The 24,185-nt window shown below is 68.6% G+C and carries 19 protein-coding genes and 3 pseudogenes; 13 read left to right on the top strand and 9 right to left on the bottom strand.

Annotated elements, in window-relative coordinates:
- The first annotated feature begins 195 nt into the window (after nt 1-195).
- The 6 genes from OG390_RS03470 (at nt 196) to OG390_RS03445 (ending at nt 8,201) form a co-directional block, all read left to right on the top strand.
- Nucleotides 196-1,110, top strand: coding sequence for a cyclase family protein (locus OG390_RS03470; RefSeq protein ID WP_406177474.1), 915 nt, complete (start codon nt 196-198; stop codon nt 1,108-1,110).
- Nucleotides 1,111-1,236: 126 nt separating this feature from the next.
- Nucleotides 1,237-2,817: a GMC oxidoreductase gene (locus tag OG390_RS03465; RefSeq protein WP_406164924.1), complete on the top strand. Its 1,581-nt coding sequence runs from the start codon at nt 1,237-1,239 to the stop codon at nt 2,815-2,817.
- A gap of 165 nt (nt 2,818-2,982) precedes the next feature.
- Nucleotides 2,983-3,822: an SDR family oxidoreductase gene (locus OG390_RS03460; protein ID WP_406164923.1), complete on the top strand. Its 840-nt coding sequence runs from the start codon at nt 2,983-2,985 to the stop codon at nt 3,820-3,822.
- Between the two features lie 34 nt (nt 3,823-3,856).
- On the top strand, nt 3,857-5,341 hold the full coding sequence (locus OG390_RS03455) for a cytochrome ubiquinol oxidase subunit I (protein WP_406164922.1): 1,485 nt from the start codon (nt 3,857-3,859) through the stop codon (nt 5,339-5,341).
- Nucleotides 5,338-6,378: a cytochrome d ubiquinol oxidase subunit II gene (locus OG390_RS03450; RefSeq protein WP_406164921.1), complete on the top strand. Its 1,041-nt coding sequence runs from the start codon at nt 5,338-5,340 to the stop codon at nt 6,376-6,378. The genes OG390_RS03455 and OG390_RS03450 overlap by 4 nt, the downstream gene beginning before the upstream one ends.
- 50 nt (nt 6,379-6,428) lie before the next feature.
- Nucleotides 6,429-8,201 carry a cation:proton antiporter gene (locus tag OG390_RS03445; protein ID WP_406164920.1) on the top strand — a complete coding sequence of 591 codons (1,773 nt, stop codon included), beginning with the start codon at nt 6,429-6,431 and terminating at the stop codon, nt 8,199-8,201.
- A 10-nt stretch (nt 8,202-8,211) separates the two neighbouring features.
- Here the strand turns inward: OG390_RS03445 and OG390_RS03440 are convergent, their stop codons facing one another.
- The 3 genes and pseudogenes from OG390_RS03440 to OG390_RS03430 form a co-directional block, all read right to left on the bottom strand.
- Entirely contained in the window at nt 8,212-10,050 is a 1,839-nt protein-coding gene (locus OG390_RS03440; protein WP_406164919.1) for a glycoside hydrolase family 15 protein, read from the bottom strand.
- Between the two features lie 133 nt (nt 10,051-10,183).
- Nucleotides 10,184-10,727 (bottom strand): annotated as a pseudogene (locus tag OG390_RS03435) (DUF389 domain-containing protein); the annotation flags it as partial.
- Between the two features lie 22 nt (nt 10,728-10,749).
- A complete protein-coding gene (locus OG390_RS03430) occupies nt 10,750-11,277 on the bottom strand; it encodes a gluconokinase (protein WP_406164918.1) in 528 nt (175 codons plus the stop codon).
- 146 nt (nt 11,278-11,423) lie between these two features.
- Here OG390_RS03430 and OG390_RS03425 point away from each other — a divergent pair, with 146 nt between their 5' ends.
- Entirely contained in the window at nt 11,424-12,392 is a 969-nt protein-coding gene (locus tag OG390_RS03425; RefSeq protein ID WP_406164917.1) for a 2-hydroxyacid dehydrogenase, read from the top strand.
- Between the two features lie 119 nt (nt 12,393-12,511).
- Here OG390_RS03425 and OG390_RS03420 read toward each other — a convergent pair whose 3' ends face one another.
- Complete coding sequence (locus OG390_RS03420; RefSeq protein WP_406164916.1) at nt 12,512-13,501, bottom strand: CorA family divalent cation transporter; 990 nt, start codon at nt 13,499-13,501, stop codon at nt 12,512-12,514.
- Nucleotides 13,502-14,006: 505 nt separating this feature from the next.
- Between OG390_RS03420 and OG390_RS03415 the strand changes: the two are divergent.
- Nucleotides 14,007-14,305, top strand: a pseudogene (locus OG390_RS03415) (GntR family transcriptional regulator); the annotation flags it as partial.
- Between the two features lie 441 nt (nt 14,306-14,746).
- On the opposite strand, the gene OG390_RS03410 reads toward OG390_RS03415, so the two are convergent.
- Nucleotides 14,747-15,115 carry a PRC-barrel domain-containing protein gene (locus OG390_RS03410; RefSeq protein ID WP_399092075.1) on the bottom strand — a complete coding sequence of 123 codons (369 nt, stop codon included), beginning with the start codon at nt 15,113-15,115 and terminating at the stop codon, nt 14,747-14,749.
- 463 nt (nt 15,116-15,578) lie between these two features.
- Nucleotides 15,579-16,109 (bottom strand): hypothetical protein, encoded by a 531-nt coding sequence (locus tag OG390_RS03405; protein ID WP_406178342.1) that lies wholly within the window; start codon nt 16,107-16,109, stop codon nt 15,579-15,581.
- Between the two features lie 18 nt (nt 16,110-16,127).
- Here OG390_RS03405 and OG390_RS03400 point away from each other — a divergent pair.
- The 3 genes and pseudogenes from OG390_RS03400 to OG390_RS03390 all read left to right on the top strand — a co-directional run.
- Nucleotides 16,128-16,475, top strand: a pseudogene (locus OG390_RS03400) (DUF6461 domain-containing protein); the annotation flags it as partial.
- Between the two features lie 469 nt (nt 16,476-16,944).
- Nucleotides 16,945-17,259, top strand: a complete 315-nt coding sequence (locus tag OG390_RS03395) for a DUF6400 family protein (RefSeq protein WP_406164915.1) — start codon at nt 16,945-16,947, stop codon at nt 17,257-17,259.
- Complete coding sequence (locus tag OG390_RS03390; protein WP_406164914.1) at nt 17,246-17,497, top strand: hypothetical protein; 252 nt, start codon at nt 17,246-17,248, stop codon at nt 17,495-17,497. The genes OG390_RS03395 and OG390_RS03390 overlap by 14 nt, the downstream gene beginning before the upstream one ends.
- 235 nt (nt 17,498-17,732) lie before the next feature.
- Here OG390_RS03390 and OG390_RS03385 read toward each other — a convergent pair whose 3' ends face one another.
- The 3 genes from OG390_RS03385 to OG390_RS03375 all read right to left on the bottom strand — a co-directional run bounded on the left by OG390_RS03385 (nt 17,733) and on the right by OG390_RS03375 (nt 22,472).
- Nucleotides 17,733-19,181 (bottom strand): PHB depolymerase family esterase, encoded by a 1,449-nt coding sequence (locus tag OG390_RS03385; protein ID WP_406164913.1) that lies wholly within the window; start codon nt 19,179-19,181, stop codon nt 17,733-17,735.
- Between the two features lie 168 nt (nt 19,182-19,349).
- Nucleotides 19,350-20,711 carry a tannase/feruloyl esterase family alpha/beta hydrolase gene (locus tag OG390_RS03380; protein ID WP_406164912.1) on the bottom strand — a complete coding sequence of 454 codons (1,362 nt, stop codon included), beginning with the start codon at nt 20,709-20,711 and terminating at the stop codon, nt 19,350-19,352.
- 153 nt (nt 20,712-20,864) lie between these two features.
- The gene (locus OG390_RS03375; protein ID WP_406164911.1) at nt 20,865-22,472 is read right to left on the bottom strand and encodes a long-chain fatty acid--CoA ligase; all 1,608 of its coding nucleotides are present in this window, start codon (nt 22,470-22,472) and stop codon (nt 20,865-20,867) included.
- 241 nt (nt 22,473-22,713) lie between these two features.
- Between OG390_RS03375 and OG390_RS03370 the strand changes: the two genes are divergently transcribed.
- Both OG390_RS03370 and OG390_RS03365 read left to right on the top strand, forming a co-directional pair.
- A complete protein-coding gene (locus OG390_RS03370) occupies nt 22,714-23,472 on the top strand; it encodes an ABC transporter ATP-binding protein (RefSeq protein WP_406164910.1) in 759 nt (252 codons plus the stop codon).
- Nucleotides 23,465-24,157, top strand: coding sequence for an ABC transporter ATP-binding protein (locus OG390_RS03365; RefSeq protein WP_406164909.1), 693 nt, complete (start codon nt 23,465-23,467; stop codon nt 24,155-24,157). The genes OG390_RS03370 and OG390_RS03365 overlap by 8 nt, the downstream gene beginning before the upstream one ends.
- The last annotated feature ends 28 nt before the right edge of the window (nt 24,158-24,185 follow it).

The following is a 24,185-nucleotide window of genomic DNA, read 5'->3' as shown; positions in this document are numbered from 1 at the left end:
TGCGGAGGCCGACATTGGAAGCAGAGCCCTGCGCCGGATGAGGAGGAGCTCACGTGACGGATCGTACGAACGCAACCGACCCGACGCTCCGTATCCCGCCCCGGTGAGCAGCGGCTCTCCGCCCGGTCAGGGGTATCGGTCACCATGAGTTCGCACCCGCACCCCGCGACGTCGCACCCCGCGGCGCCGCACGGCATGTCCGAGGCGGCCTTCAGATCCCTGTACGGCCGGCTGCGTGATCAGGCCCTGGCCGGCCCGGATCACCGGCGCGGAGCGCTGGGCCACCTCACGCCCGAGCGGGTGGTGGCCGCCGCCAACCAGGTCCGGGACGGACGCACGGTCTCGATGGCCGCCCCCATCGAGACCGAGCCGGGTCCGGACGACCCGCAGCCCGCGTCCCACCGGATGACCGCGCCGGTGCGCGGGGAGGTAGACGCCCAGGGGCTGCACTTCGCCCGCGACCGGTTCGCCATGAACGTGCACGGGGACGCCGACAGCCACCTCGACGCCCTGTGTCACGTGATGTTCGACGGAGAACTCTACGACGGTGTTCCGGCGAGCACCGTGACCCCGGACGGCGCCGGCGCCCTCACGCTGGACCTCGTCCGAGACGGCATCGTCGGCCGCGGTGTCCTTCTGGACATCCCGCGCCTTTGGGGTGTGCCCTGGCTCGACCCCGGGGATCAGGTGACCGCCGACGACCTGGTGGCGGCCGAGGCCGCCCAGGAAGTCGCGGTGGGACCGGGCGATCTGCTGTTCGTGCGAGTCGGGCACCGCCGTCGGCGGCAAAGCCTCGGCGCCTGGAACGCGTCACAGGCGCGGGCGGGCCTGCACCCGGCAGCGATGCGCTTCCTGGCCGAGCGGCGCGTGGCCGTCCTGGGGTCGGACGGCAACAACGACGCGGCCCCCAGTGCGGTGGCCGAAGTCGCGTTTCCCGTGCACGTACTGGCCGTGAACGCCCTGGGGTTGCACCTCATGGACTACCTGGACTTCGAGGAGCTGGTGCCGGCGTGCGAACAGCTGGGCCGCTGGCACTTCCTCTGCGTGGTCGCCCCTCTGCGGCTGCCGGCGGCCACCGGCTCTCCGGTGAATCCGATCGCCGTCCTGTGAGCGTGCCGGGAACGCGGACCGTTCCAGGTGCCGCATGACCGCGGGGCGTATACGTTCGAAGAGGGGCAAAAGCTGAGGCAGGGCCCGGCAACGGTCAAGACCGCAAAGGCAAGGACGGTGGTCGCCATGGGCGCCTCCCCCCACTACGAGATCATCATCATCGGCACGGGCGCCGGCGGCGGCACGCTCGCCCACCGGCTCGCCCCCTCGGGCAAACGCGTGCTCCTCCTCGAACGCGGTGACTACTTGCCGCGCGAACGCGACAACTGGGACTCAACAGCCGTATTCGTCAAGGGAAAGTACCGGGCTCCGGAGTTCTGGCTCGACAAACACGGCAACGAGTTCCCGCCCGAGGTCAACTACTACGTCGGCGGCAACACCAAGTTCTACGGCGCCGCGCTGTTCCGGCTGCGGCCGGAGGACTTCGGCGAACTGCGCCACCACGACGGTGTCTCTCCCGCCTGGCCCATTCGCTACGAGGACCTGGAGCCGTACTACACACAGGCGGAACACCTCTACCTGGTGCACGGTCGACACGGCGAGGACCCCTGGGAGGGGGCGTGCAGCGGCCAGTACGCCCATCCACCGGTCGAACACGAGCCGCGCATCCAGCAGTTGAGCGACGACCTGGAAAAGCAGGGTCTGCATCCCTTCCACCTGCCCATCGGGGTCAACCTCACCCAGGACGAAAGCGGCAGGGCCACCCACTCCAGTGTCTGCATTCGCTGCAACCGGGTCGACGGTTTCCCGTGTCTGGTCCGGGGCAAGTCCGACGCTCAAGTGATCTGCGTGGAACCGGCACTGCAACACCCCAATGTCGAGATGATCACCAACTCCCGCGTGACAAGGCTCGAGACCGATCCGACGGGACGCAGCGTCACAGCGGTCGTCGCCCAGCTCCCGGGCGAGGAGGAGGCCCGCTTTTCCGCGGATGTCGTGGTCGTGGCCTGTGGGGCCGTCAACTCCGCTGCTCTCCTGCTCGCTTCGGCGAACGACCAGCACCCCAATGGGCTGGCGAACAGCTCGGATGTGGTCGGCCGGCACTACATGCGGCACAACAACCTTGCCCTGATGGCCATTTCGAGGGAGCCCAACGACACCCAGTTCCAGAAGACGCTCGCGCTGCACGACTGGTACCTGGGAGCGGACGACTGGGACTATCCCCTCGGAGGAATCCAGATGCTCGGCAAGTCGGATGCCGAGCAGATCCACGGCGAGGCCCCGCGCTGGGCAGGAGCGATGGCACCGGACATGCCCTTCGAGGTCCTGGCCCATCACGCCGTCGACTTCTGGCTGTGCGGAGAGGACCTGCCGCAACCCGACAACCGGGTCACCCTGGACGATGACCGCCGCATCCATCTGGCACTCGACGAGACCAACAACATCGCCGGGCTCAAGCGCCTGCAGCACAAGCTCCAGCACATGCTGGGCCACTTGGGCATGCACGAGCACCATCTGCTGTCCCACAGCATCTACCTGCACAAAGGCATGCCCATCGGTGCCACCGCGCACCAGGCGGGCACGGTGCGGTTCGGCAACGATCCGGCGAGCTCGGCCCTGGACGTCAACTGCAAGGCCCACGACCTGGACAACCTCTACGTCGTGGACACGAGCTTCTTCCCGAGCATCGGGGCGGTCAATCCGTCCCTGACGGCCATCGCGAACGCCCTTCGTGTGGGTGATCACCTCGTGGAGCGGCTGAGCTGACCTACGGCCGACGAACCACCTCCGACCGGGCGAAGATCCTCAGTCGGACAGCGCAACACAGGCTCTTTTGGCGTGCCCCTGCTCGGCCACGGTGATTGTGTGACGCCTGAACCTCCGGGCCCAGGCCCGGCCGACCCGGGCCACGCAGTGGAGAAGAGAGTCATCGTGAGTTCCACCGAGGGCGCACCTCAGGGCGTGATCCCCGCACACCTGCTCAAGGGCCAGAAGGCGCTGGTCACTGGAGCCAATTCCGGAATCGGCAAGGCGACGGCGGTCGCTCTGGGCCGGGCCGGAGCCGACGTGGTCGTGAACTACGTGGCCGGCCGTGAGGAAGCCGACAAGGTGGTCGAGGAGATCACGTCCTTCGGCGTGCGGGCGGCGGCCTACGAGGCCGATGTGTCCGACGAGGACCAGGTCGTCGCCATGATGAACCGGATGGTCGAGGAGTTCGGCACCATCGACATTCTGGTCGCCAACGCCGGAATGCAGCGCGACGCCGCGTTCACCGACATGACGCTCGCCCAGTGGCAGAAGGTCCTGGACGTCAACCTCACCGGGCAGTTCCTCTGTGCCCGCGAGGCGACGAAGGAGTTCCTGCGGCGCGGCGTCGTCCCCGAGGTCTCGCGCGCGGCCGGGAAGATCATCTGTATGAGCTCGGTGCACCAGATCATCCCGTGGGCGGGGCACGTCAACTACGCCTCCTCCAAGGGCGGGGTGCAGATGATGATGCAGACGCTGGCCCAGGAACTCGCCCCGAAGAAGATCCGCGTGAACGCGATCGCTCCGGGGGCCATCAAGACCCCCATCAACCGCAATGCCTGGGACACACCGGAGGCCAGGCAGGATCTCCTGCGGCTGATCCCCTACGACCGTATCGGCGACCCCGAGGACATCGCCAACGCGGCCGTCGGCCTCTCCTCCGACCTCATGGACTATGTCGTGGGCGCCACCCTCTACGTGGACGGCGGGATGACTCTCTTCCCGGGATTCGCCACCGGCGGCTGACTCACCTCACTGGCGTCGGCCCCTGGAGAGACACATGCACACCGCGGTCCCTTTGCTGGCGGACGCGCCGGCGCAAATGCTCCCGGCCAGATCGCTGATGGCTTTCACCCTCGCGTCCCACATCATTCTGGTGCCGCTGGGCGTGGCGCTGCCGCTGATCACGCTCATCATGCACGGCTACGGCCTGCGCCGTAACGACCAGACCGCGCTGCTGCTGGCGCGACGGTGGTCGGCGGTCATGGCGGTCCAGTTCGCGATCGGCGTCGTCACCGGGACCGTACTGTCCTTCGAGTTCGGGCTGTTGTGGCCGCGCATGATGGGCAAGTGGGGTGATGTCTTCGGCATCGGGTTCGGTGTCGAGGCGTGGGCCTTCTTCCTGGAAGCCGTCCTCATCGCCATCTACCTGTACGGCTGGCGGAGGCTTCCTTCCCGGACCCACTTCCTGCTCGGACTGCCCCTGCCCGCTGTCGGGTTGCTGGGGGCCTTCGGGATCCTGGCCGCCAACTCCTGGATGAACACTCCGCAGGGCTTCACCCTCGACTCCGCGGGCAACCCTGTCGACGTGAAGATCTGGAAGGCGATCTTCACGCCCATGTTCGGCCCGCAGTACTGGCATTTCGTCGTGGCGATGTTCGTGACGGCGGGCTACGTCGCGGCCGGTGTCTACGCCGTCGGCTGGTTGCGCGGCCGCCGGGACCGTTACCACCGGCTCGGTTTCACGATCCCCTTCACGCTCGCCGCGGTGTTCACACCGGTGCAGTTCCTGCTGGGCGACTCCATCGCCCGGCAGGTATTCCACAAGCAGCCGGTGAAGTTCGCCGCCATGGAGATCGTCTGGAAGACCGACACCCACGTGCCGGAATACCTGTTCGGGCGGATGCATCCGAACGGGAGCGTCTCCGGCGGTATCCGGATCCCGCAGCTCGACTCCGTCCTCGCCGGCTTCCACCCGGACACCGAGGTGACCGGGCTGACGTCCGTCCCCGCGAGCGACCGGCCGACGGCCACTCAGGCCACCATCGCCCACTGGGCCTTCGACACCATGGTCGGTATCGGCTCCCTGCTGGCGCTGCTCGCCCTCTGGTACGCCCTGATCTGGCTGCGCCGGCGCAGGCTGCCCGCCTCACCGTGGTTCTACCGGTCCGCCGCCGTGGCCGGTGTCGCCTCCGTCGTCGCCGTGGAATGCGGCTGGATCACCACCGAAGTGGGCCGCCAGCCGTGGATCGTCTACCAGAACATGCGGGTCGCCGAAGCGGTGACGTCGACGCGTGCCAGCGGCCTGTGGATCATGTCGGGCCTGGTCGTCGTGGTGTACGTCTTCGTCTTCGGGTCCTTCCTCGCGGTGTTGCTGAAGATGCGTGCCCGCTGGCGGCTTGCCGACGAGAGGGGCCGCGGAGCGACACCGACCGAAACACCGGAGACGGACACGCCGTACGGGCCGCGCTCCGCGGTTCCGGCCGGGGACCCGCCCCGGTCCGGTGGCAGCGGATCCGCCTCGTCCACCGGGGGCCGACCGTGATCGCCGGCGTCATCGCCGTCGTGCTGCTGCTCGCGGTCGCCGCCTACGCCTGCGCCGGCGGCACCGACTACGGAGCCGGCTTCTGGGACCTGACCGCGGGCGGAGCAGAACGCGGCAAGCGCCCCAGATGGCTGATCGACCACGCGATGGCTCCCGTGTGGGAGGTCAACAACGTCTGGCTGATCTTTGTGCTGGTCATCATGTGGACGGGTTTCCCCGTCCTCTTCCAGCAGGTGTTCACGGCGATGTGGCTGCCTCTGGCGCTGGCCGCCGTCGGCATCGTGCTGCGCGGCGCGGGCTTCGCCCTGCGCAAGCCCGTTCGGCGGCTGGCCGGTCGGCGCCTGTACGGTGCCGTTTTCGCCATCTCCTCGCTGCTGACGCCGTTCTTCCTCGGCGCCGCGGCCGGGGGAGTGGCCTCGGGCCGAGTGACGCCCTCGACGCAGGCATCGGCGGACGCCTGGTCCAATCCCACTTCGGTCCTGTTCGGTCTGCTCGCCATCGCCACCACGGCTTTGCTCGGTGCCGTGTTCCTCGCCGCGGACGCCCGGCGCTTCGACGAGCCGGACCTGGACAGTTACTTCCGGCGGCGGGCACTGGGAGCCCTGGCTGTCGTCGCCGTACTCGCCGTGATCACGTTGGTCGTCACTCACGGGGACGCGCCGCACGTCTGGCACGGGCTCACGCACGGCGTGGGACTCGTCTTCGTCATCCTCTCAGCGCTGGGCACGCTCGCCACCGCGTGGCTGCTGATCCGTGCCTCCGGGGCCTGGTCCCGGGTCACAGCCGTCGGCGTGGTCGCGTCGGCCGTCATCGCCTGGGGCATGGCGCAACGCCCGTACCTCATTCCGACCTCACTGACCGTTGCCGAGGGCGCGGGGGCGCACACCACACTCCGCTGGCTGGGGCTCGTCACCCTCGTCGCCATCGTGCTCGTCATCCCCGCGGTCGCCCTGCTCTACTGGCTGGACACCCACGGTGAGCTGGAGAGCCTGACCGACGCCGACCTGCGGCGCAGTGGTGCCGGTGACGAGGGCTGACCTCGTGGCGGGCCCACACTGCAGCGCGCACGCCGAGAGGTGAGAGCGCGGTGACCGAGAACGAGATCCTGCTGGGCGTCGGCCTGACCGTGGCCCTCGCCGTCGGATCCCAGATCCTCGCGAGCCGGCTGCGGATTCCGGCCCTGATCGTGCTGCTGCCGGCCGGGTTCGCCGCCGGAGCTCTCACCGACGTCGTCCGCCCCGACAAGCTCCTGGGACCGGCCTTCCCCCCGCTGGTGTCGGTGTCGGTGGCGCTCATCCTCTACGACGCCGGGCTGGGACTGGACCTGCGCCATCTCAAGGGTGCGACGCGCAACGTCGTCGTGCGGCTCATGGTGCTCGGCGTGCTGCTCACATGGGGCACCGTCATGGTCCTGGGGCCGACCCTGTTCGGTGTGCCGGCGGCCGTGGCCAGCATGATCGGCATCATCCTCGTGGTCTCCGGGCCGACCGTCGTCGGTCCCCTCCTCGAGCACGTCAGGCCGTCGGACAAGGTGCGGCGGATTCTGATGTGGGAAGGATCCCTGATCGATCCTGTCGGCGGCATCCTCGGCGCCGTCGTCTTCCACTCCATCGTCTCCGGCGGACTCCAGACCGGTCATTTCCGCTTCGGTTCGTTCTTCGCCGGCATCGCCGTCGGACTCGCGGGCGGCACGGTCGGCGCCGCGCTGCTGTGGTTCACGCTCCGGCTGCTCCGCCTCGGCGAGACGCTCGGCACGCTTGCCCAGCTGGCCACCGTCGTGGTGGTGGCCGCGGGCTGCGACATGCTGTTCGACGACACCGGCCTGATCGCGGCCATCGTCACCGGGCTGACGGTCGCGAACCTGCCCGGTTTCGACATGCCCGCACGCCGGCCGTTCTTCGAAACGCTCGTACAGCTGATCATCGGCCTGCTCTTCATCTCCATCTCGGCCACGGTGACGCCGCAGTCCGTCGGCCCGGAGCTGCTGCCCACGCTCGCACTCGTCGCCGCGCTCGTCCTGCTGGTCAGACCGCTGGTTGCGCTGCTGTCCGCCATCGGCACGGATCTCGTTGCCCGCGAACGCGCCTTCATCGGCTGGATGGCCCCACGCGGCATCGTCGCCGCGTCCACCGCCACGACCTTCTCCGCTTCGCTCACCACCGCCGGACTGCGCGACGCAGACAGGATCCTTCCCATCACCTTCCTGGTGATCGTCGGAACGGTCGTGATCTACGCACTGACGGCGAGGCCGGTGGCCGCCAGGTTGGGCATCGCGCGGCCCCCGCGCGCCCGCCCGCTCCTGGTGGGCGGCGATCCCTGGGTCATCGATCTCGCCCGGTCGCTGCGCACCGCCGGACTCGACGTACTGATGTGGGCGGGAGGAGGACAGGAGAGGGACCGGATCAGGGAAGCGGGAATCGAACTGGCCGCCGGGGAGCTCATGGCCACGGTCACCGATCCGCGAGCCCGGTTGGAGGGGGTCACGTCGGTCTTCCTGCTCACGGACGACGACGACTTCAACGTGCTCGCCTCGATCGTCATGGAGGACAGCGTCGAGGGCTCGGTCTACCGCGTCGGCCCGCCACCCGACAGCCGGGGCGTCGTTGCTCCCCACACCGGCGGTGACACCCTCTTCGGACCGGAGCTCGTCCGCCACGCCCTGGCAGCGCGCCATGAGCAGGGCGCCCGCTTCCACGTACGGGCTGCGTCGGAACCGCGCCCGCCGGGGTACGAAACCCTGTTCGTCGTACGGCGTGACGGCCGGCTGGAACCGGTCACCGAGGACCTATCGGTCACCGCTCAGGAGGGCGACACGCTCGTGCTCCTTGGACCCGCGCCGGGTGCCGGTCCGACCAGCTGAGCGGATCCGACTACCGCCGCTCCAGAGCCGCGTCCAGGGTGATGGCCGCGTCGATGAGGGCAAGATGGGTGAACGCCTGTGGGAAGTTCCCTAGTTGACGGCCCGTCAAGTCGATCTCCTCCGAGTACAGACCCAGATGGTTGGCGTACCCCATCATCTTCTCGAAAACCAGCCTTGCCCTGTTGGTCCGCCCCGCGCGCGTCAAGGCGTCGACATACATGAACGTGCACAGCGAGAAGGTTCCCTCCGAGCCCCGCAGGCCGTCGGGCGAGGCCTCGGGGTTGTAGCGGTAGACCAGGCTGTCGCTGACCAATTCCCGTTCCATGGCGTCGAGGGTCGACAGCCACATCGGATCCTCGGGGATGATGAACCCGACCGTCGACATGCGCAGCAGCGAGGAGTCCAGTACGTCACTGCCGTAGTGCTGGATGAAGGCATGTTGTCCCTCGCTCCACCCCTTGGTCATGACCTGATCGTAGATCTCGTCCCGTGCGGCGCTCCAGCGTGCCCCCGCGGCCGGTCGGCCGTTCGACTCGGCGAGGCGCAGAGCGCGATCGAATGCCACCCACGACATCACACGGCCGTACGTGAAGTTCTTGCGACCGCCGCGGGTCTCCCACAAGCCTTCTCCGGCCTGGTCCCAGTGGTCGACCAGCCAGTCGAGGTTCGTCAGCAGCGACGTCCATCCCCCGTGCCCCAGCTGGATTCCGTGCCGATGCGCGAAGTAGATGCTGTCCAGAGCCTCGCCGTAGACGTCGAGTTGAAGCTGCGTGGCCGCGCCGTTGCCGATCCGCACCGGCGCGGATCCCGAATAGCCTTCCCAGCGGTCGAGAATCTCCTCTTCCAGGTCGGAGGAGCCGTCGACTTTGTACATGATGTTGAGGGGGCCGGAGTCCCCGTCGCTGCCGGCCCGCTCCTTGACCCGGTTGCCCAGCCACACGATGAACGCCCTGGCCTCTTCGGTGAAGCCCAGTCCCAGTAGGGCGTACACGGAGAAAGAGGCGTCACGGACCCAGGTGAAGCGATAGTCCCAGTTGCGCTCGCCGCCCAGTTGCTCCGGGAGCGCCGCCGTCGGGGCGGCCACCAGGGCGCCGCTGGGCGCATAGGTCATGAGCTTCAGTGTGATCGCGGAGCGTTCCACGGCCTCTCGCCAGCGCCCCGAGTACTGCGACTGGCCGAGCCAGGAGCGCCAGAACCTGACGGTGTCTTCGAAGATGTGCCAGTACTCGGCCAGGCGGATCTCCTTGGGCGGCCCGTCGGCGGCCGATTCCAGGATCAGGCCGCGCTCCTGGCCCGCCTGAAGAGTCAGTGTGAAGTGCAGGTCGTCCTGCCGGTCCGTGAGGACCTCGAGTATGCGCTCGTCCTCCGGTTCGCGGATGGCATGCACGGTGAGCTCTGCGCCGTCGTCCGAGGCGAACACCGCTCCGTGCTCGGTCATGTGCAACTTGTGGCCCTTGCGTCCGTAGTCGAACCGCGGGGCGATCTCGACGTCGAACGTCATGCTGCCGCGCACGCAGCGGACCATGCGGACCAACCGGTGCCTGGGAGTGACCGTCGTACCCGTCACGGGCATGAAGTCGAGCACCTCCCCGGCGCCTGCCTCGGTCATGAATCGGGTCACCAGGACCGCCGTGTCGGGGAGGTACAACTGCTTGGTCGCGTAGGTCGCGTGCTTCGGCCGGACCGTGCAGTGGCCGCCCTTGTCCTTGTCCAGAAGCGCGCCGAACACGCTGGGGGAGTCGAATCGCGGAACGCAGAACCAGTCGACCGTTCCCTCGGTGGTCACCAGCGCTGCAGTCTGCAGATCGCCGAGCAGGCCGTGGTTCTCGATCAGCGGGTAGTCGTCCATCGGGGCGCCCCTTCCGGCGTGCGATTCCCCCGAATGCACCCCCCCGATCAGCGTAGACCGAGGGTCCGGCTCCGTCCCGCCGGGCTCGGGCCGCGCCGGACGTGCGGGGCGCGAACGTGATCGTCTTCTCCCGCTACGGCCCCACGGAGGCACGACGTGTCGCTCGGCGCCACACCCTTCGCTGCAGACGAAGGGTGAGGACGCCGACCACCACGAGAACGACCACGTCGAGTAGAAGCTGGACCAGCGAGCCCCATGCCTCGTGCCAGTCGGCGAAGGCGAGCGAGACAGCGATGTCCGACGCAGCGGGAATCGTGGTCACGGAGATGAAAACTCCGAGCAGTGCACTGCCGCGTGCCTCGGTGAGCGAGACGATGCCGACAATGCCGGCAAGGAAAGCGACGACGATTGAGAAGAAAGTCCGGCGTGTCGATGAGGTGGGAGACGGGTCGTAGACCCAAGTCAAAGGCCTTGGACTGCATGTCGGCAGCCCGCGCCGGCGCGGCAAAGCCGAAAGTGACCGCAATGGCCGGCAGGAAGCCGACCGTCAGCGCGCGCATCCCTTCCAAGACCCTGCGACGGTGACGACGGTCGAGACCGAGGGCGACGCTGGCGATCGCGTTGTACTCGGGGCCGACGACCATGGCGGCCACGATGAGGATCCGCGAGTTCGTCATGGCGGATTCAGCCAGGGGCCCGCTACCGGTCCGGCTCGCACGCTGCGCGCAGCGCCGCTGCCACGACCTGCGCCGTGCTGCCGGACGCGTCGATGGTGACGCCCGGCTCATCAGCCTGCAGCGGATCCAAGATGTCGTACTGGGAGCCGAGCAATTTCGGAGGCATGAAGTGCCCGTGCCGGTGTGCGATCCGCTCCGCGGCAATCTCACGATCAAGAGCCAGGTAGATGAACCACACGTCCGCTCCCGTGCGCCGGAACTGGTCCCGGTACGCGCGCTTGAGCGTGGAACATGTGGCGACACCTCCATGTCCCCCCGCCGCAGTCGAGCGAATCCACTCCGTCAGAGCCGCCAGCCAGGGTCGGCGATCGACGTCGTCGAGGGGGTGTCCGGACGCCATCTTGGCGCGGTTGGACGCGGGGTGGAGGCGATCGCCCTCCAGGAATGGCACGCCGAGCCGCTGCGCGATCTGCGCGCCGACGGTGGACTTCCCGGACGCCGACACACCCATCACGATCACCACGCGCGAACCGCAGGCCGTGTTGGCCAACGAGCCTCCCTGAGGTGACGATGGAACACTGTTACAAGTCCACTATCACCTGGCATTCCATATCGCGTCGCCCGTGAACCGTCTGCCAGGCGCCCGAGGCTCTGACCACCTGGCCGCAACCAGCCGTCAGGCCAGGAGTCCAGCCGATGACTTCCGTCGAGACGTCCGACAGGGCCAGAGCCCTCCTGCCGTTCACACCGGCCGACCTCGGCGGTCTTCCTCCGGGCTGGCATGCACTGGTCTGGGACGGCACAGGACAGCCCCCCAGTAGCGGGGGAGTGGAGGCCGTCGAGTTCTTCGTCATCCCTTACACCTTCACCACCGCAGCGCTGCCGCTGCTGGCGACACTGCCGAGCCTGCGCGTGGTGCAGTCCTTGAGCGCCGGTGTGGACGACGTGCTGCCGCAGCTACCCGCCGGAGTCACGCTCTGCAACGCCAGACATGTACATTCCGCGAGCACAGCCGAACACGCAGTGGCGCTGACACTCGCCGCACTGCGCGGTATCCCGGACTTCGTCCGAGCCCAGGACGCGCAGCGTTGGCAGTCCGGCTTCCGGCCCGCACTGGCCGACCGAACGGTCCTGCTGCTCGGCCACGGGTCCATCGGCGCCGCCGTCGAAGCCCGGTTGACGCCCTTCGAGTGCAGCGTGCTGCGCGTGGCCCGGACCGCGCGACAGACATCCCAGGGTCCGGTGCACGCCATGAAGGAGCTGCCGTCCCTGCTGCCGCGGGCCGATGTGGTGATGGTGACATTGCCCCTCACCGACGCCACCCTCGGGTTGGCGGACGCACGTTTCCTGGCCGGGATGAAGGACGGCGCCCTGCTGGTCAACATCGGCCGGGGCCCGGTGGTGGACACCAGGGCATTGGTCGACGCATTGGAAAGCGGACGGTTGCGTGCGGCACTCGACGTGACGGACCCGGAGCCCCTGCCGCCCGGTCACCCGGCCTGGACGGCACCCAACACGCTGATCAGCCCGCATGCAGCCGCAACCACCTCTGCCTTCCGCCCGCGCGCCCTGGCGCTGATCCGCGACCAGCTGGCCCGATACGCGGCCGGCGAGCCCCTGGCCAACGTGGTGACGCCGGCTCAGGACGACCGGGCGGCAGAGTAGTGCGGGACAGCTGAACGCGGGACGCGCCGCTACCGAGTGTGCGGACCTCGATCAGGCTGCGCCATCCCGCGCCTGGGGTGTACCAGGTCGGTTCAAGCCTCCTTCCAGGAGGGGAGCAGTCAGCGGTCCCGCGAGCCATCGTCGTCAAGGAGCTTTCGCCAGAGGTGGGTGCGGCGCAGCACATAGAGAGCGACGAACAGGACGGACACCTGCAACCAGACGGCAAGCAGCCAGAAGACCGCCCTGCTCTCCAACTCGTTCGTCAGGTACGTGAAGTTCATTCCGAAGTACCCGGTCAGGAACGTCAGCGGAAGGAAAATCGTCGACACGATGGCCAGCCGATTGATCACGCCGTTCTGCTCACCGGAAACCAGGGAGGAGTAGCTGGCGAAGGCGCGCCGGGCGGCGTCCTGGACGGACTCGATGTCCGTGAGTACCAGCCTGCCGGCATGTTGGAACTCCCGGGCGAGTCGTTGCCGCTGCTCGGGGAAGCTGCTGCTCAACATCCTCCGCGTGAAGATCTCGTCCGTCACCTGGAGGTAGGGCAGGAGGGAGTGGTGCAGGAGGGCGGCGAGCCGTCTTAGTTGTGCCAGGCGGAAGACCTGCTCGGGGCGCCGCTTCTCGAACATTTGGTTCTCGAGGTCCTCCACCACCAAGAGGGCCTCCACGGCGGCCCGGCGAAAGGTCTCCAGAGCCTCTTGCAGGAGCAGGAACAGCACGGCCACGGTGTCGGGTGGCCTCTCCTGGCCCAGCTGTGCAGTGAGGCTGTCCAACGGCTCGACCGGACCTCGGTGAGCTGTGATCAGGTGTCGATCGGTCACCAGGGCGTGGACATGAACGACTCGGCTGCCTTCGATCACAGGTACGACGAAACCCGCCCTGTCCCCGAGGAACTCGGCCCGCACGGCTTCACCCGCCCTGCCGAACCAGGACACGTTCTCGGTCCCGAGCCCGAGCTGGAGCACGACCGACTGGTGGTCGGATGCCATCTCGTCGGGCAGTTCGATGTCGACGATCAGGAAGTCGGACACGGCGAGACGCTCACGTGCCTCCGACACGTCAGTACGAGTGACGATCCCTTCCGGCATCGACACCACCGATACGATCATCGCCCCTCACCGTTGTCACGCGGTCTTTAGGTCCCACCATGCGCACACTCGGGCGGCCGCGCACTCGGACACCCGCAGGCGCCTCGACGGGTGCCCCGAAGTGACTGAGCGTTCGGCCCATTGATTGACGCTTGGTCCCGGGTCACGTAACACGCCGGTCGGGACTGGCTCCGTCGGTGAGTCTGTGGGCCATCAGGTTGATCGTCGCGAGGTGGATCAGGGCTTCGGAACGGTTCGCGGACCGACGGGGTCGCGTCGAGCAGGGGCAGCATTCGGGTGATGCCGTTGCGGTTCCCGCCGGTCGGCCCGACCGCCGGTCCGGCAACGGCTTGCGGCCCGGAAACCGGAAGCACCGCTCGCGCTGCGGTGATCCGCATCGACGAACCTCCGTAGCCGTTGAGGACCGAGCGTATTTCTACTCCAGTAGCTTTCACCCGGTGCAGTAGCTTGCCAACGCCCTTGGAATCACCAGCTGCCGCGCAGCAGAGCAACCGGAGAGTCACCTATGCCGCGAGAGGCGCCGTACCTTGCAGTAGCCGACGCGCTGCGCGCACGGATTCTCGCCGGAGATGGGGGATCGGGGAGCGCCTGCCGTCCCGGGCGCAGCTCGCCGAAGAGTACGGGGTCGGGCGCAACGTCATGCAGAGGGCCGTGGACGGCTTGATCATCAATGGCCTCCTCGAAGGACGCACGGGCTCGGGCACCTACGTCCGCATCCCGCGCGAGCGCCTGCGGATGGTCCGCTCGCGCCACCGCGAAGGCCGGGGCGGCTTCCCCTCCCGCGTCGGCATGAAGGAGCGGGGCACCGTCCTGATGCCGCTGGCGCGACCTGGTGGGAGCGTGTATGCGGCGGCGATCGGACTCGCGGCTCTTTCACTGGGTGGAGTCGTCCGCGTTATAGCACAAGCGAGCTTCCAGCAGGCCCTCACGCCAGATCGACTCTTGGGCCGGATGAGCGCGACGGCCCGATTCGTTTCCTGGGGCGGCATTCCTCTGGGGGAGTCTTGGGTGGAGCGTCGGGCTCTGTGTTTGGAGCAGCAGCTACATTGTGGATCGGTGCGGCCGGCATGACGCTGAGCTTTCTCCCAAGCTTCCTGTCACCGCTTCGAACCATGCGCAAATTGCCCGAGGGAAAAGCCTCCGCGCCCGTGCGCACCATGCAACCGGGGCCTCCTCGCGACGTGAGCTGTGAAGCACAGTGGGCCCGCCACCCCGCAAGGCGACAGGCCGGCACAGGATGTTGGGTTACGAGTGCGAGCCGCCGAAGGGCACGCCAGTGCCGTAGTAGGTGCTCAGCTCGTCGTGGTACTCGGGATCGCCAAGGTGCTTGTCCCGGACGAACTCCGGGGCGTCCTTGATCTGCTCCTTGGTGCGGTCGACGAAGATTTTCTGCTCGTCCGCGTCGATACTGACCACCGTGCTCGCCGGTAGCAGTACTTCCTTGCCGAAGATCCACACGCCAGTGTCTACCACCAGGTAGGCGGCATCGACCTCATCGGAGTGCTTGTCGACTTTGCCAATGCTCCCGTCGGTGGCCTCGACCTTGTAACCCGTGAGGTCGGCGCCCGTCACGCGGCCCGCGGTCGACTTGTAGCTCCACACATGCTCAGTCACTCGAATACAACTCCTCCGGTAAACAGAGAAACAGCAGGGATTCCCGCCGTTCCCTCCTTTTTCCGCAGGTTGAGCCAGGCGGCTTTGTGCTCCGCCTTTGTTCCGAGTGCCCCGGGCCCACGGGTTGAACCGGGCTGACTCCCGACATGCGGAGGCAACCGTCCCCGCTGCGTCGGGGGACGTCTCCAGCAGCCCACGGAACCGTGCTCATCGACTGGGAGCGGCCGGCCTCTCGCCCTCCTGCCAGCCCGCGATGCGGCGACGCTGTTCGGCCGGCGGCAGGAACCCCGGCTCCTGTTCGGCGCCGCCGCCCGGGCACCGAGCTCGCCGTGCAGACCCTCGCCGGGGGCATTCCCGAAAGCCGCATCGGCGCGCTCGCCCACAGCGCCGGCCTCAACGTCCGACCACCAGCCGTTATCGGTCCGCGAGGTTGGGCCGGCGAGGGACGAGTCTGTCTGCCTGTTCAGCGACGGCGCTGTACATCCAGGCAGTCGACCTCCGAGGAAGCGCCGTACGGCTCGATGACGGTCCTCGTGTCGGAGACGCCGCCGAAGAGGCACAGCCGGCCGCCCAGCACGCGCAGGTCGAGGGTGAACTCCACGCTCTGTCCTGAGTGTTGCGGGCCGTGGATCCGCTCGTCGATGTAGCCGAGGCTGCGCAGGACCTCTCTGACCTGGCGTGGCGTCGGGTCGGGCGTGTCTTTGAGGGCCTTTGTGATGCGGTCGGCGTGGATGCGGGCCTCGCACTTCTCCGTGGAGCTCAGCGCCAGTTGCTTCTTGGCCTCCTCGGGATCTCTGGGTTCGCCTGTGGGCGGAGGCTCGTCGGGGACGGACGGTTCGGGCAGGGGAGTGGTGGGCGGGCCCGTCGGATCCGGCTCCATTGGCGGTTCGGAGACCGGGAGGTCCGTCACGCACGGCTCGGCAAGGGAGTCGAGAAGCTCCATGAATGCGAGAAACTCGAAGCCCTCTCCGCCGGGACCCGTGCTGTCTCGCATGCGAGCAACGGGGGGAAGCCCATGGACTTCTTCCACTGGTACGAGAACGGGGAGTCGCGGACCACCTTCGAGTGGCCGGCGAACAGGACCGGCAGCACTCCCGATGAACTGAACGGCGTGATGCGCGAGGTCGGTCTCAGCCCCGCAGGCGACCCAGCTCCCGACATCGATCGCAAGGCGGCGGTCTTCGCGCTGGCCGAGCGCCTCACCGGCGTGCGGGTGACCGAGGAACTCCTGGCGGAGGCCGCATGCCTGACGGGCGAGGTGCCGGAAGAGCCCGCCGAGGAGTGGGAGAGCATCACCATCGACATTACGGATGCGCACGGCGAGCGGACCTACGTACAGCTTCGACGAGATCAGCTCTGACGCGGGACGGGACGCAGGGTTGTTCATGGGTTGATGCCTGCGGCGAGAGTGTGGAGGCCGGGCGGACGTCCTGGCGGACGACCTCAAGCCAGTGCGGGGAGCCGTTCGCCCCGGCGCTCGCTGAGCACCACGCGCTGTACCCGCACAGCTGTGTCCCTCTTCGTGGAGGGTCGCGGGTGCCTCGTAGGCCACAGCGTCGTTGGGGCTGGTCGCCTCCCGGCCATCCCGAGCAGCACAGCGGCCCTCGGCCGCAGGCGTCGCTTCGGCCCGATCCGGAGGAGCAGCCGAACCAGCTTTCTGTGGCTCCGGCACCCGGTGGCGCGAGGCGACGAGCGTCATCGGCGACGTGGTGACGCGGAGGCGGCTGAGCAGCTGATGCGGCTTGGGGTCCCGCCGCGGTCGCGGACGTGGTGTGACTTCTCCCACCTGCTCTTGCCGGAGCGAGCGGGGCTTACCTAGGTTCGGTCGCATGTCCTCCCACGGCCCCATCCTTCCTGGCGAACCGGACGAACCCGCCGCACCGATCGGGCCTGCGGCGGACCGCCCCGGCACCTCCGCGCCGGTCGACTGGACCGTGGACCTGGGCTCACACGAAATGCTCCGGCGGACTCATGCCCTGGCCGCTCTGGGCCCCGACTGGGACCCCATCGCCGCCTTGCGCGGTGAGGAAGAGGCGTCCGAGCTGCTGTACTCCGGCCTCAGCGCGGAGCAGCAGCGCCTCTACGACGAGCTGGTCTCGGCCGGTGTGCTTCCGCGGAGAGGAGGCGGCCATGCTGCCGCTTGACCCGCAGGCCGACATCGGGCGCCGTGCCTGGGTGGCCTGTCCGAACTGCGACGACCATCGGGGGTGCGCCACCTGCGAGCAGGGGCGTACATGCCACGAGCACTGGCGCTACCTGCTCTCCACTACCGGCAGCCTGCTCCACCTCCAGTGCCCGTCGTGCACCCACATCTGGACACACGAGACCCATTTCGGCGCTACCCGCTCCCGCTGGGAGCGCATCACCGGCCGCCTGTGGTGACGGTGATCAGTCACAACGTCTGACACAGGGAGCTGAGTCGCGTTCCTGCCCGGCGCGGACCCGAGCAACGCGGACCTGAGTGAAGCGGACCTGAGACCGCAATCGGTGCTGACTGCCTCCTACGCCGTGGTCCACGGCCCGGCCCGCCCTGCCCCGTGTACGGGGTGAACTGACTTGTGATGCCGTGTGCCTGCTCACCGATGGCGCAGCGGTGAGCAGGGACATGCACGCCTGGTCAGGAGGGGCAGCCGGAGTCGGCGATGACGTAGTAGCCGGTGGAGGTCTCTTCGAGGGTGTGGGAGATGAAGGTGTTGTACAGGCCCATGTTCTGGTCGGAGCCGTTCGCGTAGGTGTAGCCGCCGCTCTGGTGTGCGCGGCCCGCGGCGACGTGGTTGTAGTTGTTTGCCGTGAAGCACTGCGGTGGGAAGCCGGTCGTGGTCGCCGACACGGCCGTCGAGGTGACACCGGCCCTGCCCGACGAGTCGACGGCGGCGACGGTGTAGCTGTATGCGGTGCCGGAGGAGAGCCCGGTGTCCGTGTATGAGGTGGAGGCCGTCGAGCCCGTCTTCGTACCGCCGCGGTAGATGTTGTACGACGCGGCGCCGCTGACGGCGTTCCACGACAGCGAGACGCTGGTGTCCGTGGTGCCGGTGACCTTCAGACCGCTGGGGGGCGCGGGCAGGCTGCCGGTGCCACCGCCGGAGGTGCCGTCCAGGCCCCAGAATTTCGCCGTGTAGTAGCTGGAGCAGATGTAGTTGAGGTAGTACGTGCCGGTCGTGCCGCACTGGTCGGCCCCGGAGCCGGGGTTCACGGCGAGGCCGTGCGCCATGCCGGAGACGGTGAAGGTCTCCACGGCGGGCTTGCCGTCGGCGTCGTTGTAGACGGCCTGGGTGGTGCCACCGGTGAGCGTGGTGGTCGAGGACGGGGTCTGGCCGATGCCCCAGATGTTCGTCCATTGGTCGCGGGACTCGGTGGCGTTGGCCGGGTGGACGGTCGAGTCGCCGGAACCGTGCCAGATGGCCACCCGCGGCCAGGGTCCGCTCCAGCCGCCGGACGCGCTGCGGACGAGGTCGCCCCACTGCTGCGGGGTCTTGCTGACCGGGTTGTACTCGCAGGTGAGCCCGCTGATGAGATCGGCGGCGCAGCCGGCCGGGATGCCGGAGTCGATGGATCCGCCGGCGAAGACGTCGGGGTAGTCGGCGAGCATCACAGAGGTCATGGCGCCGCCGGCGGACAGTCCGGTGACGTACACGCGGGTGGGGTCGCTGCCGTACCGGGCCTTGGCGTAGTCGACCATCTGCTTGATGGAAAGGGCCTCGCCCTGGCCGCGGGTGTAGTCCCCGGACTGGTACCAGTTGAAGCACGAGTTGGCGTTGTTGGTGCTGGAGGTCTGTGGGAAGACCAGCGCGAAGCCGTAGGCGTCGGCGTACTTGGGCCAGCCGGAGTGGCTGTAGTAGTCGCTGGCGCTCTGGGTGCAGCCGTGCAGTGCCACGACCACCGGAGCGCCGGACGGCAGGTTGTCGGGGACGTACGTGTACATCGACAGGTTGCCGGGGTTGGAGCCGAAGCCGGTCACCTGGGTGAGCGACGCCGCCGATGCGCTCTGTGGCACGGCGAACAGGGCGAGGAGCAGGGCCAGCAGCCCGGCCCAGCAGGAGATACGGGTGCGGTCACGAACCGACATGCGGTCCTCCCGTGGTGAGGGGATGGGGGCGGACGCCGCTCCGGTCGTCCCTCCGGAGCGGGCGGTCCGCGTCACCGTAGAGCCGCAGCGGTCGGCCGCCAGCGGAGGTGGAGCACATATCTCGATCACCGCGGGTGTCGGCCGCCTCCACTGCGCAGCACGTCGACGTCAGTGCAGCACGCAGGAGTTGACCAGATCGCCGGATGCGGGCCTGGGCACGACGCCGCTCGCCGGCGGCGCCGTCCGGTGCTCGACCCAGTCGGTCAGGGCGCCGAAGGCGGAGCGGTAGCAGGGCAGGATCGGGCGGAGGCGGTCCGGATAGGCGTCGTACAGGCCGTCGACGTGGGTGCCGCCCTCGATCGTGTAGGAGCGGTGCAGGCGGCCGCGGTGGCTGTCGTCGATCATGCGCGTGTAGACGTCCGAGTCCGTCGCGATCGGCAGCAGTGCGTCGAGCGAGCCGTGCAGCGTGAGCATGGGTTTGCCGATTCGGCCGGTGAGCGAGATCCGCTCGATCGCCCGGCGCACGGAGCGCGGCCGCGACGCGTAGTCGTACGAGGCGTCCGACGCGCAGGGCGCGAGGATCTCAGCCGTCGTCGAACCGGCAGACGCCCCGGGGCACTTCGGGTCGTACGAAGGATCGACCTCGGCGCGGTACACCTTCTGCGTCAGGCCCCAGTAGGCCGCCTCGTGGTACGGCCACAGGAACTCGGTGCCGGGGGCGAATCCGGCGGCGAGCATATCGTCGTGGGTGGCCCGGCCCGCCTGGTAGGCGACCGCCGTCGGCAGATAGGTGAGCAGGTTCGGCCCGTCGGGCGTCCAGAGCGCGCCCTCCCAGTCGACCCCGCCGTCGTACAGTTCGGGGTGGTTCTCCAGCTGCCAGCGGGCCAGATAGCCGCCGTTGGAGATGCCCGTCATGTACGTGCGGCGCGGGTGATGCCCGTACGCCTGCCGGACGACGGTCTTGGCGGCGCGCGTCAGCTCTGTGGTACGTCGGTTCCATTCCACGATCGCGTCACCGGGCCGCTTGCCGTCGGTGTAGAAATCGGGGCCGCTGTTGCCCTTGTCGATGGAGGCGAAGGCGTAGCCCTGGGCGATGACCCAGTCGGAGATGAGGGTGTCCAGCGAGTATTGCTTGCGCGTGCCGGGCGCGCCGGTCACCACGAGGCCGCCGTTCCAGTGCTCGGGCAGCCGGATGACGAACTGGGAGTCGTGGTTCCAGCCGTGGGTCTTGTTGAGGTGCGAGGAGTCGGGGAAGTAACCGTCGACCTGGATGCCGGGGACGCCGGTGGGGTTCTTGGTGCCCTTCGCGGCGAGTGAGGCCCAGTCCGCGGGGTCGGTGTAGGCGGTACCGGCGGTCGCGGTCGTGGTCATGTCGGGCAGACAGGCCGTGGTCTGCAACTCCGCGCCGGGTACGGCGATGTGGGCCTGGCGGGCGCAGGGGTGCGCCGAGTCCGCGGTGGCGCTCGCGGACACGCCCGCCGTCGACAAGAGCGCGGCGGACAACAACGTGAGCGGGCGTCTGAGATGCATCGTTCGGCCTCCGGCCGGGAGAGAAGAGGGAAACGGGTCGAGTGATGCCCGATCGGCGGCTTCGGGCAGAGGGGCTTTCGGACGGGCGGGGGAGAAGAGGGGAACGGGTCGAGTGATGCCCGATCGGCGGCTTCGGGCAGAGGGGCTTTCGGATCAGGAGTCGAAGCGGGCCCGTAGCGCCTTCTTGTCGAACTTGCCGACTCCGGTGCGCGGGATGGCCTCCACGACCTCGATACGGTCCGGGAGCTGCCAGCGCGCGAAGCCCGCGGCCTCGAGGTGAGCGCGTACGCGTTCGAGGGTCACGGCGGAGCCCGGGCGCGGGGCGACGCAGACCAGCGGACGTTCCTGCCACTTGTCGTCGGGGACGGCGATGACCGCGGCCTCGGCGATCTCGGGCAGGGCCATGACGGCCGACTCCATGTCCACCGAGGAGATCCACTCGCCGCCCGACTTGATGAGATCCTTCGCGCGGTCGGCGATGACGACATAGCCGTCCGGTGAGCCGACGGCGATGTCCCCGGTACGGAACCAGCCGTCCTCGGTGAACTGGGCGGCGCCCTCGCCGCCCAGGTAGGAATCGGCGATCCACGGGCCGCGCACCAGCAGATCCCCCATCGAAATGCCGTCCCAGTGCAGGGAGTTGCCCGCCTCGTCGCGGATGTCCATCTGCACGCCGGGCAGCGGGAGACCCGCCCGGGTGCGCACCGCGTCGGTGATCCGCTCCTCGTCCCAGTCACGCATCCGTTCCTTCGGCCACGCCAGGCTGGCCAGTGGCGAGGTCTCGGTCATGCCCCACACCTGCACCAAGGGGATGCCGAAGTCGCGCCGGTAGCGTTCGATCAGGGCGCGCGGCGGGCGAGCCCCGCCACACAGCAGATGCCGCAGTTCAGGAAGCCCGCCGCGGGCGGTGATCTCGTCGGCGACCGCCATCCAGATGGTGGGGACGCCGGCGGCGACCGTGACCCGTTCGGCGGCCATCAGCTCGACCAGGGCCGCGGGGTCCAGCGAGCCGCTGAGGAACACCTGCTTGGCGCCGTACGGAGTGGCGGTGTAGGGAACGCCCCAGGCATTGGCGTGGAACATCGGCACGACCGGCAGCACGCAGTCACCGGGGCCGATGGACATGGCGGACTGCGAGGACGCGGCGATGGCATGCAGCACGGTCGAACGGTGTGTGTAGAGCACGCCTTTGGGGCGTCCGGTGGTGCCGGAGGTGTAGCACAGGCCGAGCGGCGAGCGTTCGTCGATGTCGCGGGGGGCGTATGCGTCCGGCAGGCCGGCGATCAGCTCCTCATACGCCACCGCGCCCGGCAGCGCGGTGTCGGGCACCTCGTCGCCGAGCACGACGACATGCCGCACGCCGACGAGGCCGCCCCGTTCGTGCACCTTCTCCAGGAGGGGGAGAAGGTCGGGATCGACCAGGATGGCGCGGTCGTCCGCGTGGCCGATGACGTAGGTCAGGTCCTCGGGGGAGAGCCTGAGGTTCAGGGTGTGCAGGACGCGCCCGGTGCAGGGCACGGCCCAGTAGGCCTCCAGGTGCCGATAGCCGTTCCAGGCGAGGGTGGCCACCCGGTCGCCCGGCGCCAGATCGAGGGCGTCCAGAGCGTGCATCAACTGCTGGGCGCGGCAGGCGAATTCGGCGTACGTGTAACGGTGCACACGGGCGTCCGCAAGTCGCGTGACGACCTCGGTGTCGGGGAAGTAGCGCGGGGCGTGGCCGAACAGCAGCCAGGTGTTGAGCGGGGTCTCCATCATCGCCATGGCGCACATCGTCACCGCGGTGCGGGACCGTAGCGACGGAGGAAAACTCCAGACCGTCCCGCACCTCAGTGGAGCAAGTACCCACACCGGCGACGGGCGGTGCGACGCGAGCAGGGAGAAAACCCACACCCGCGCAGGGGCGGCTTGTGGAGATTCTCTCCGTAGCCGCCGCTCATGGCCGAACTTAACGTCTGCCCCACATCGGCAATCGCCGGTGCATCCCCTGCGCATCCGAGGCGTCATGAGACAACCGCGCGCCATTTTGGTCACGCAAGGCCTGTCCAAGGAGTTCCAGGGATTCCACGCCGTCAGCACGGTGGACCTGAGCGTCGCAGAGGGCACGGTCCACGCGCTCGTCGGCCCCAACGGAGCAGGGAAGACAACCTTGTTCAACCTGCTGACCGGATTTCTCAAGCCTAGCAGTGGGCACATCACCTTCGACGGACACGACATCACCGGCCAGCCGCCGGAGCGTATCGCCGGCCTCGGCGTCGCCCGCTCCTTCCAGGTCACCAGCCTCTTCGAGCAGATGACGGCGAGGGAGCACGTCGAGCTCGCGCTCCAGTCGGGCACCGGTCTCGGCCACCGATTCTGGCGCACGGACAAAGTGATGCGCCGCTTCTCCGGCCGGGCCTTGGAACTCCTCGGCGACGTAGGGCTCGCGCACCTCGCCGACCGGCCCGCCGGAAACCTTCCCTACGGACAGAAGCGCGCCCTCGAACTGGCCCTCGCCCTCGCCCTGGACCCCGCGCTGCTGCTGCTCGACGAGCCGACGGCCGGCATGGGTCTGGAGGACATCGACCGCACCGTGGCCCTCGTCGACCAGATCCGCGAGGGACGCACCGTGGTGATGGTCGAGCACAACATGAGTGTCGTCGGCTCGCTCGCCGACACCGTCACGGTCCTGCAGCGCGGCGAGGTGCTCGTGGAAGGCCCCTACGACCGGATCAAGACCGATCCACGGGTCATCGAGGCGTACTTGGGGGCCGACGTTGCTTGAGATCAAGGGCCTCAGCGCTCGGTACGGCGAGGCCACGGCCCTGGACGAGGTGTCCCTGCGGGTCGGCGAGGGCGAGGTCGTCACCCTCGTCGGCCGCAACGGGGCGGGCAAGACCACACTGCTGCGCTGCGCCATGGGCCTGCACAGTGGGACGACCGGCCGGGTGGCACTGGCGGGCCGGGACATCACGGCGGCGCCCCCGCACCGCAGGGCCCGGCTCGGCCTCGGGTACGTGCCCGACGACCGAGGCATTTACGCGGGCCTTTCCGTCGAGGAGAACCTGACCCTGCCGCCGGCCGCCCCGCGCTCCGCGTGGCCACTGACCCGGATCTACGAGGCCTTTCCGGTGCTCGCCGCGCGCCGCCGCTTCCCCGGCGGCAAGCTCTCGGGCGGTGAACAGCAAATGCTCGCGCTCGCCCGGGTCCTGCGCGCCGGCGCCCGCGTGCTGCTGTGCGACGAACCGACCGAGGGCCTGGCTCCGGTGATCGTGCAGCAGATCGGCGAGATTCTGCGCGGGGCCAAGGAGCACGGGGTGTCGGTGCTGCTCGTGGAGCAGAACCTGCGCTTCGCCTCCACGGTCGCCGACCGCCACTACCTCCTCGCCCAGGGTCGCGTCGTCGAGTCGCTCGACAACGCCGAAGTACGCCGGCGCGAGGGCGAACTCCTCGCCTATCTCGGATTGTGACACCCCGTCACCCCGCTCATTCGTGACG

This window comes from Streptomyces sp. NBC_00996, from assembly GCF_045162675.1.
Classification (GTDB): domain Bacteria; phylum Actinomycetota; class Actinomycetes; order Streptomycetales; family Streptomycetaceae; genus Streptomyces.
Note: the sequence above shows the minus strand (reverse complement) of the source record. Positions and strands in the feature narration are given on the sequence as shown.

Bases quoted from the DNA above. Each gene is read 5' to 3' on its own strand.
- OG390_RS03470 (WP_406177474.1), top strand. From the start codon at position 196: ATGTCCGAGGCGGCCTTCAGATCCCTGTACGGCCGGCTGCGTGATCAG.
- OG390_RS03465 (WP_406164924.1), top strand. From the start codon at position 1,237: ATGGGCGCCTCCCCCCACTACGAGATCATCATCATCGGCACGGGCGCC.
- OG390_RS03455 (WP_406164922.1), top strand. From the start codon at position 3,857: ATGCACACCGCGGTCCCTTTGCTGGCGGACGCGCCGGCGCAAATGCTC.
- OG390_RS03440 (WP_406164919.1), bottom strand. From the start codon at position 10,050: ATGGACGACTACCCGCTGATCGAGAACCACGGCCTGCTCGGCGATCTG.
- OG390_RS03425 (WP_406164917.1), top strand. From the start codon at position 11,424: ATGACTTCCGTCGAGACGTCCGACAGGGCCAGAGCCCTCCTGCCGTTC.
- OG390_RS03420 (WP_406164916.1), bottom strand. From the start codon at position 13,501: ATGATCGTATCGGTGGTGTCGATGCCGGAAGGGATCGTCACTCGTACT.
- OG390_RS03405 (WP_406178342.1), bottom strand. From the start codon at position 16,109: ATGCGAGACAGCACGGGTCCCGGCGGAGAGGGCTTCGAGTTTCTCGCA.
- OG390_RS03395 (WP_406164915.1), top strand. From the start codon at position 16,945: ATGTCCTCCCACGGCCCCATCCTTCCTGGCGAACCGGACGAACCCGCC.
- OG390_RS03390 (WP_406164914.1), top strand. From the start codon at position 17,246: ATGCTGCCGCTTGACCCGCAGGCCGACATCGGGCGCCGTGCCTGGGTG.
- OG390_RS03385 (WP_406164913.1), bottom strand. From the start codon at position 19,181: ATGTCGGTTCGTGACCGCACCCGTATCTCCTGCTGGGCCGGGCTGCTG.
- OG390_RS03380 (WP_406164912.1), bottom strand. From the start codon at position 20,711: ATGCATCTCAGACGCCCGCTCACGTTGTTGTCCGCCGCGCTCTTGTCG.
- OG390_RS03375 (WP_406164911.1), bottom strand. From the start codon at position 22,472: ATGGCGATGATGGAGACCCCGCTCAACACCTGGCTGCTGTTCGGCCAC.
- OG390_RS03370 (WP_406164910.1), top strand. From the start codon at position 22,714: ATGAGACAACCGCGCGCCATTTTGGTCACGCAAGGCCTGTCCAAGGAG.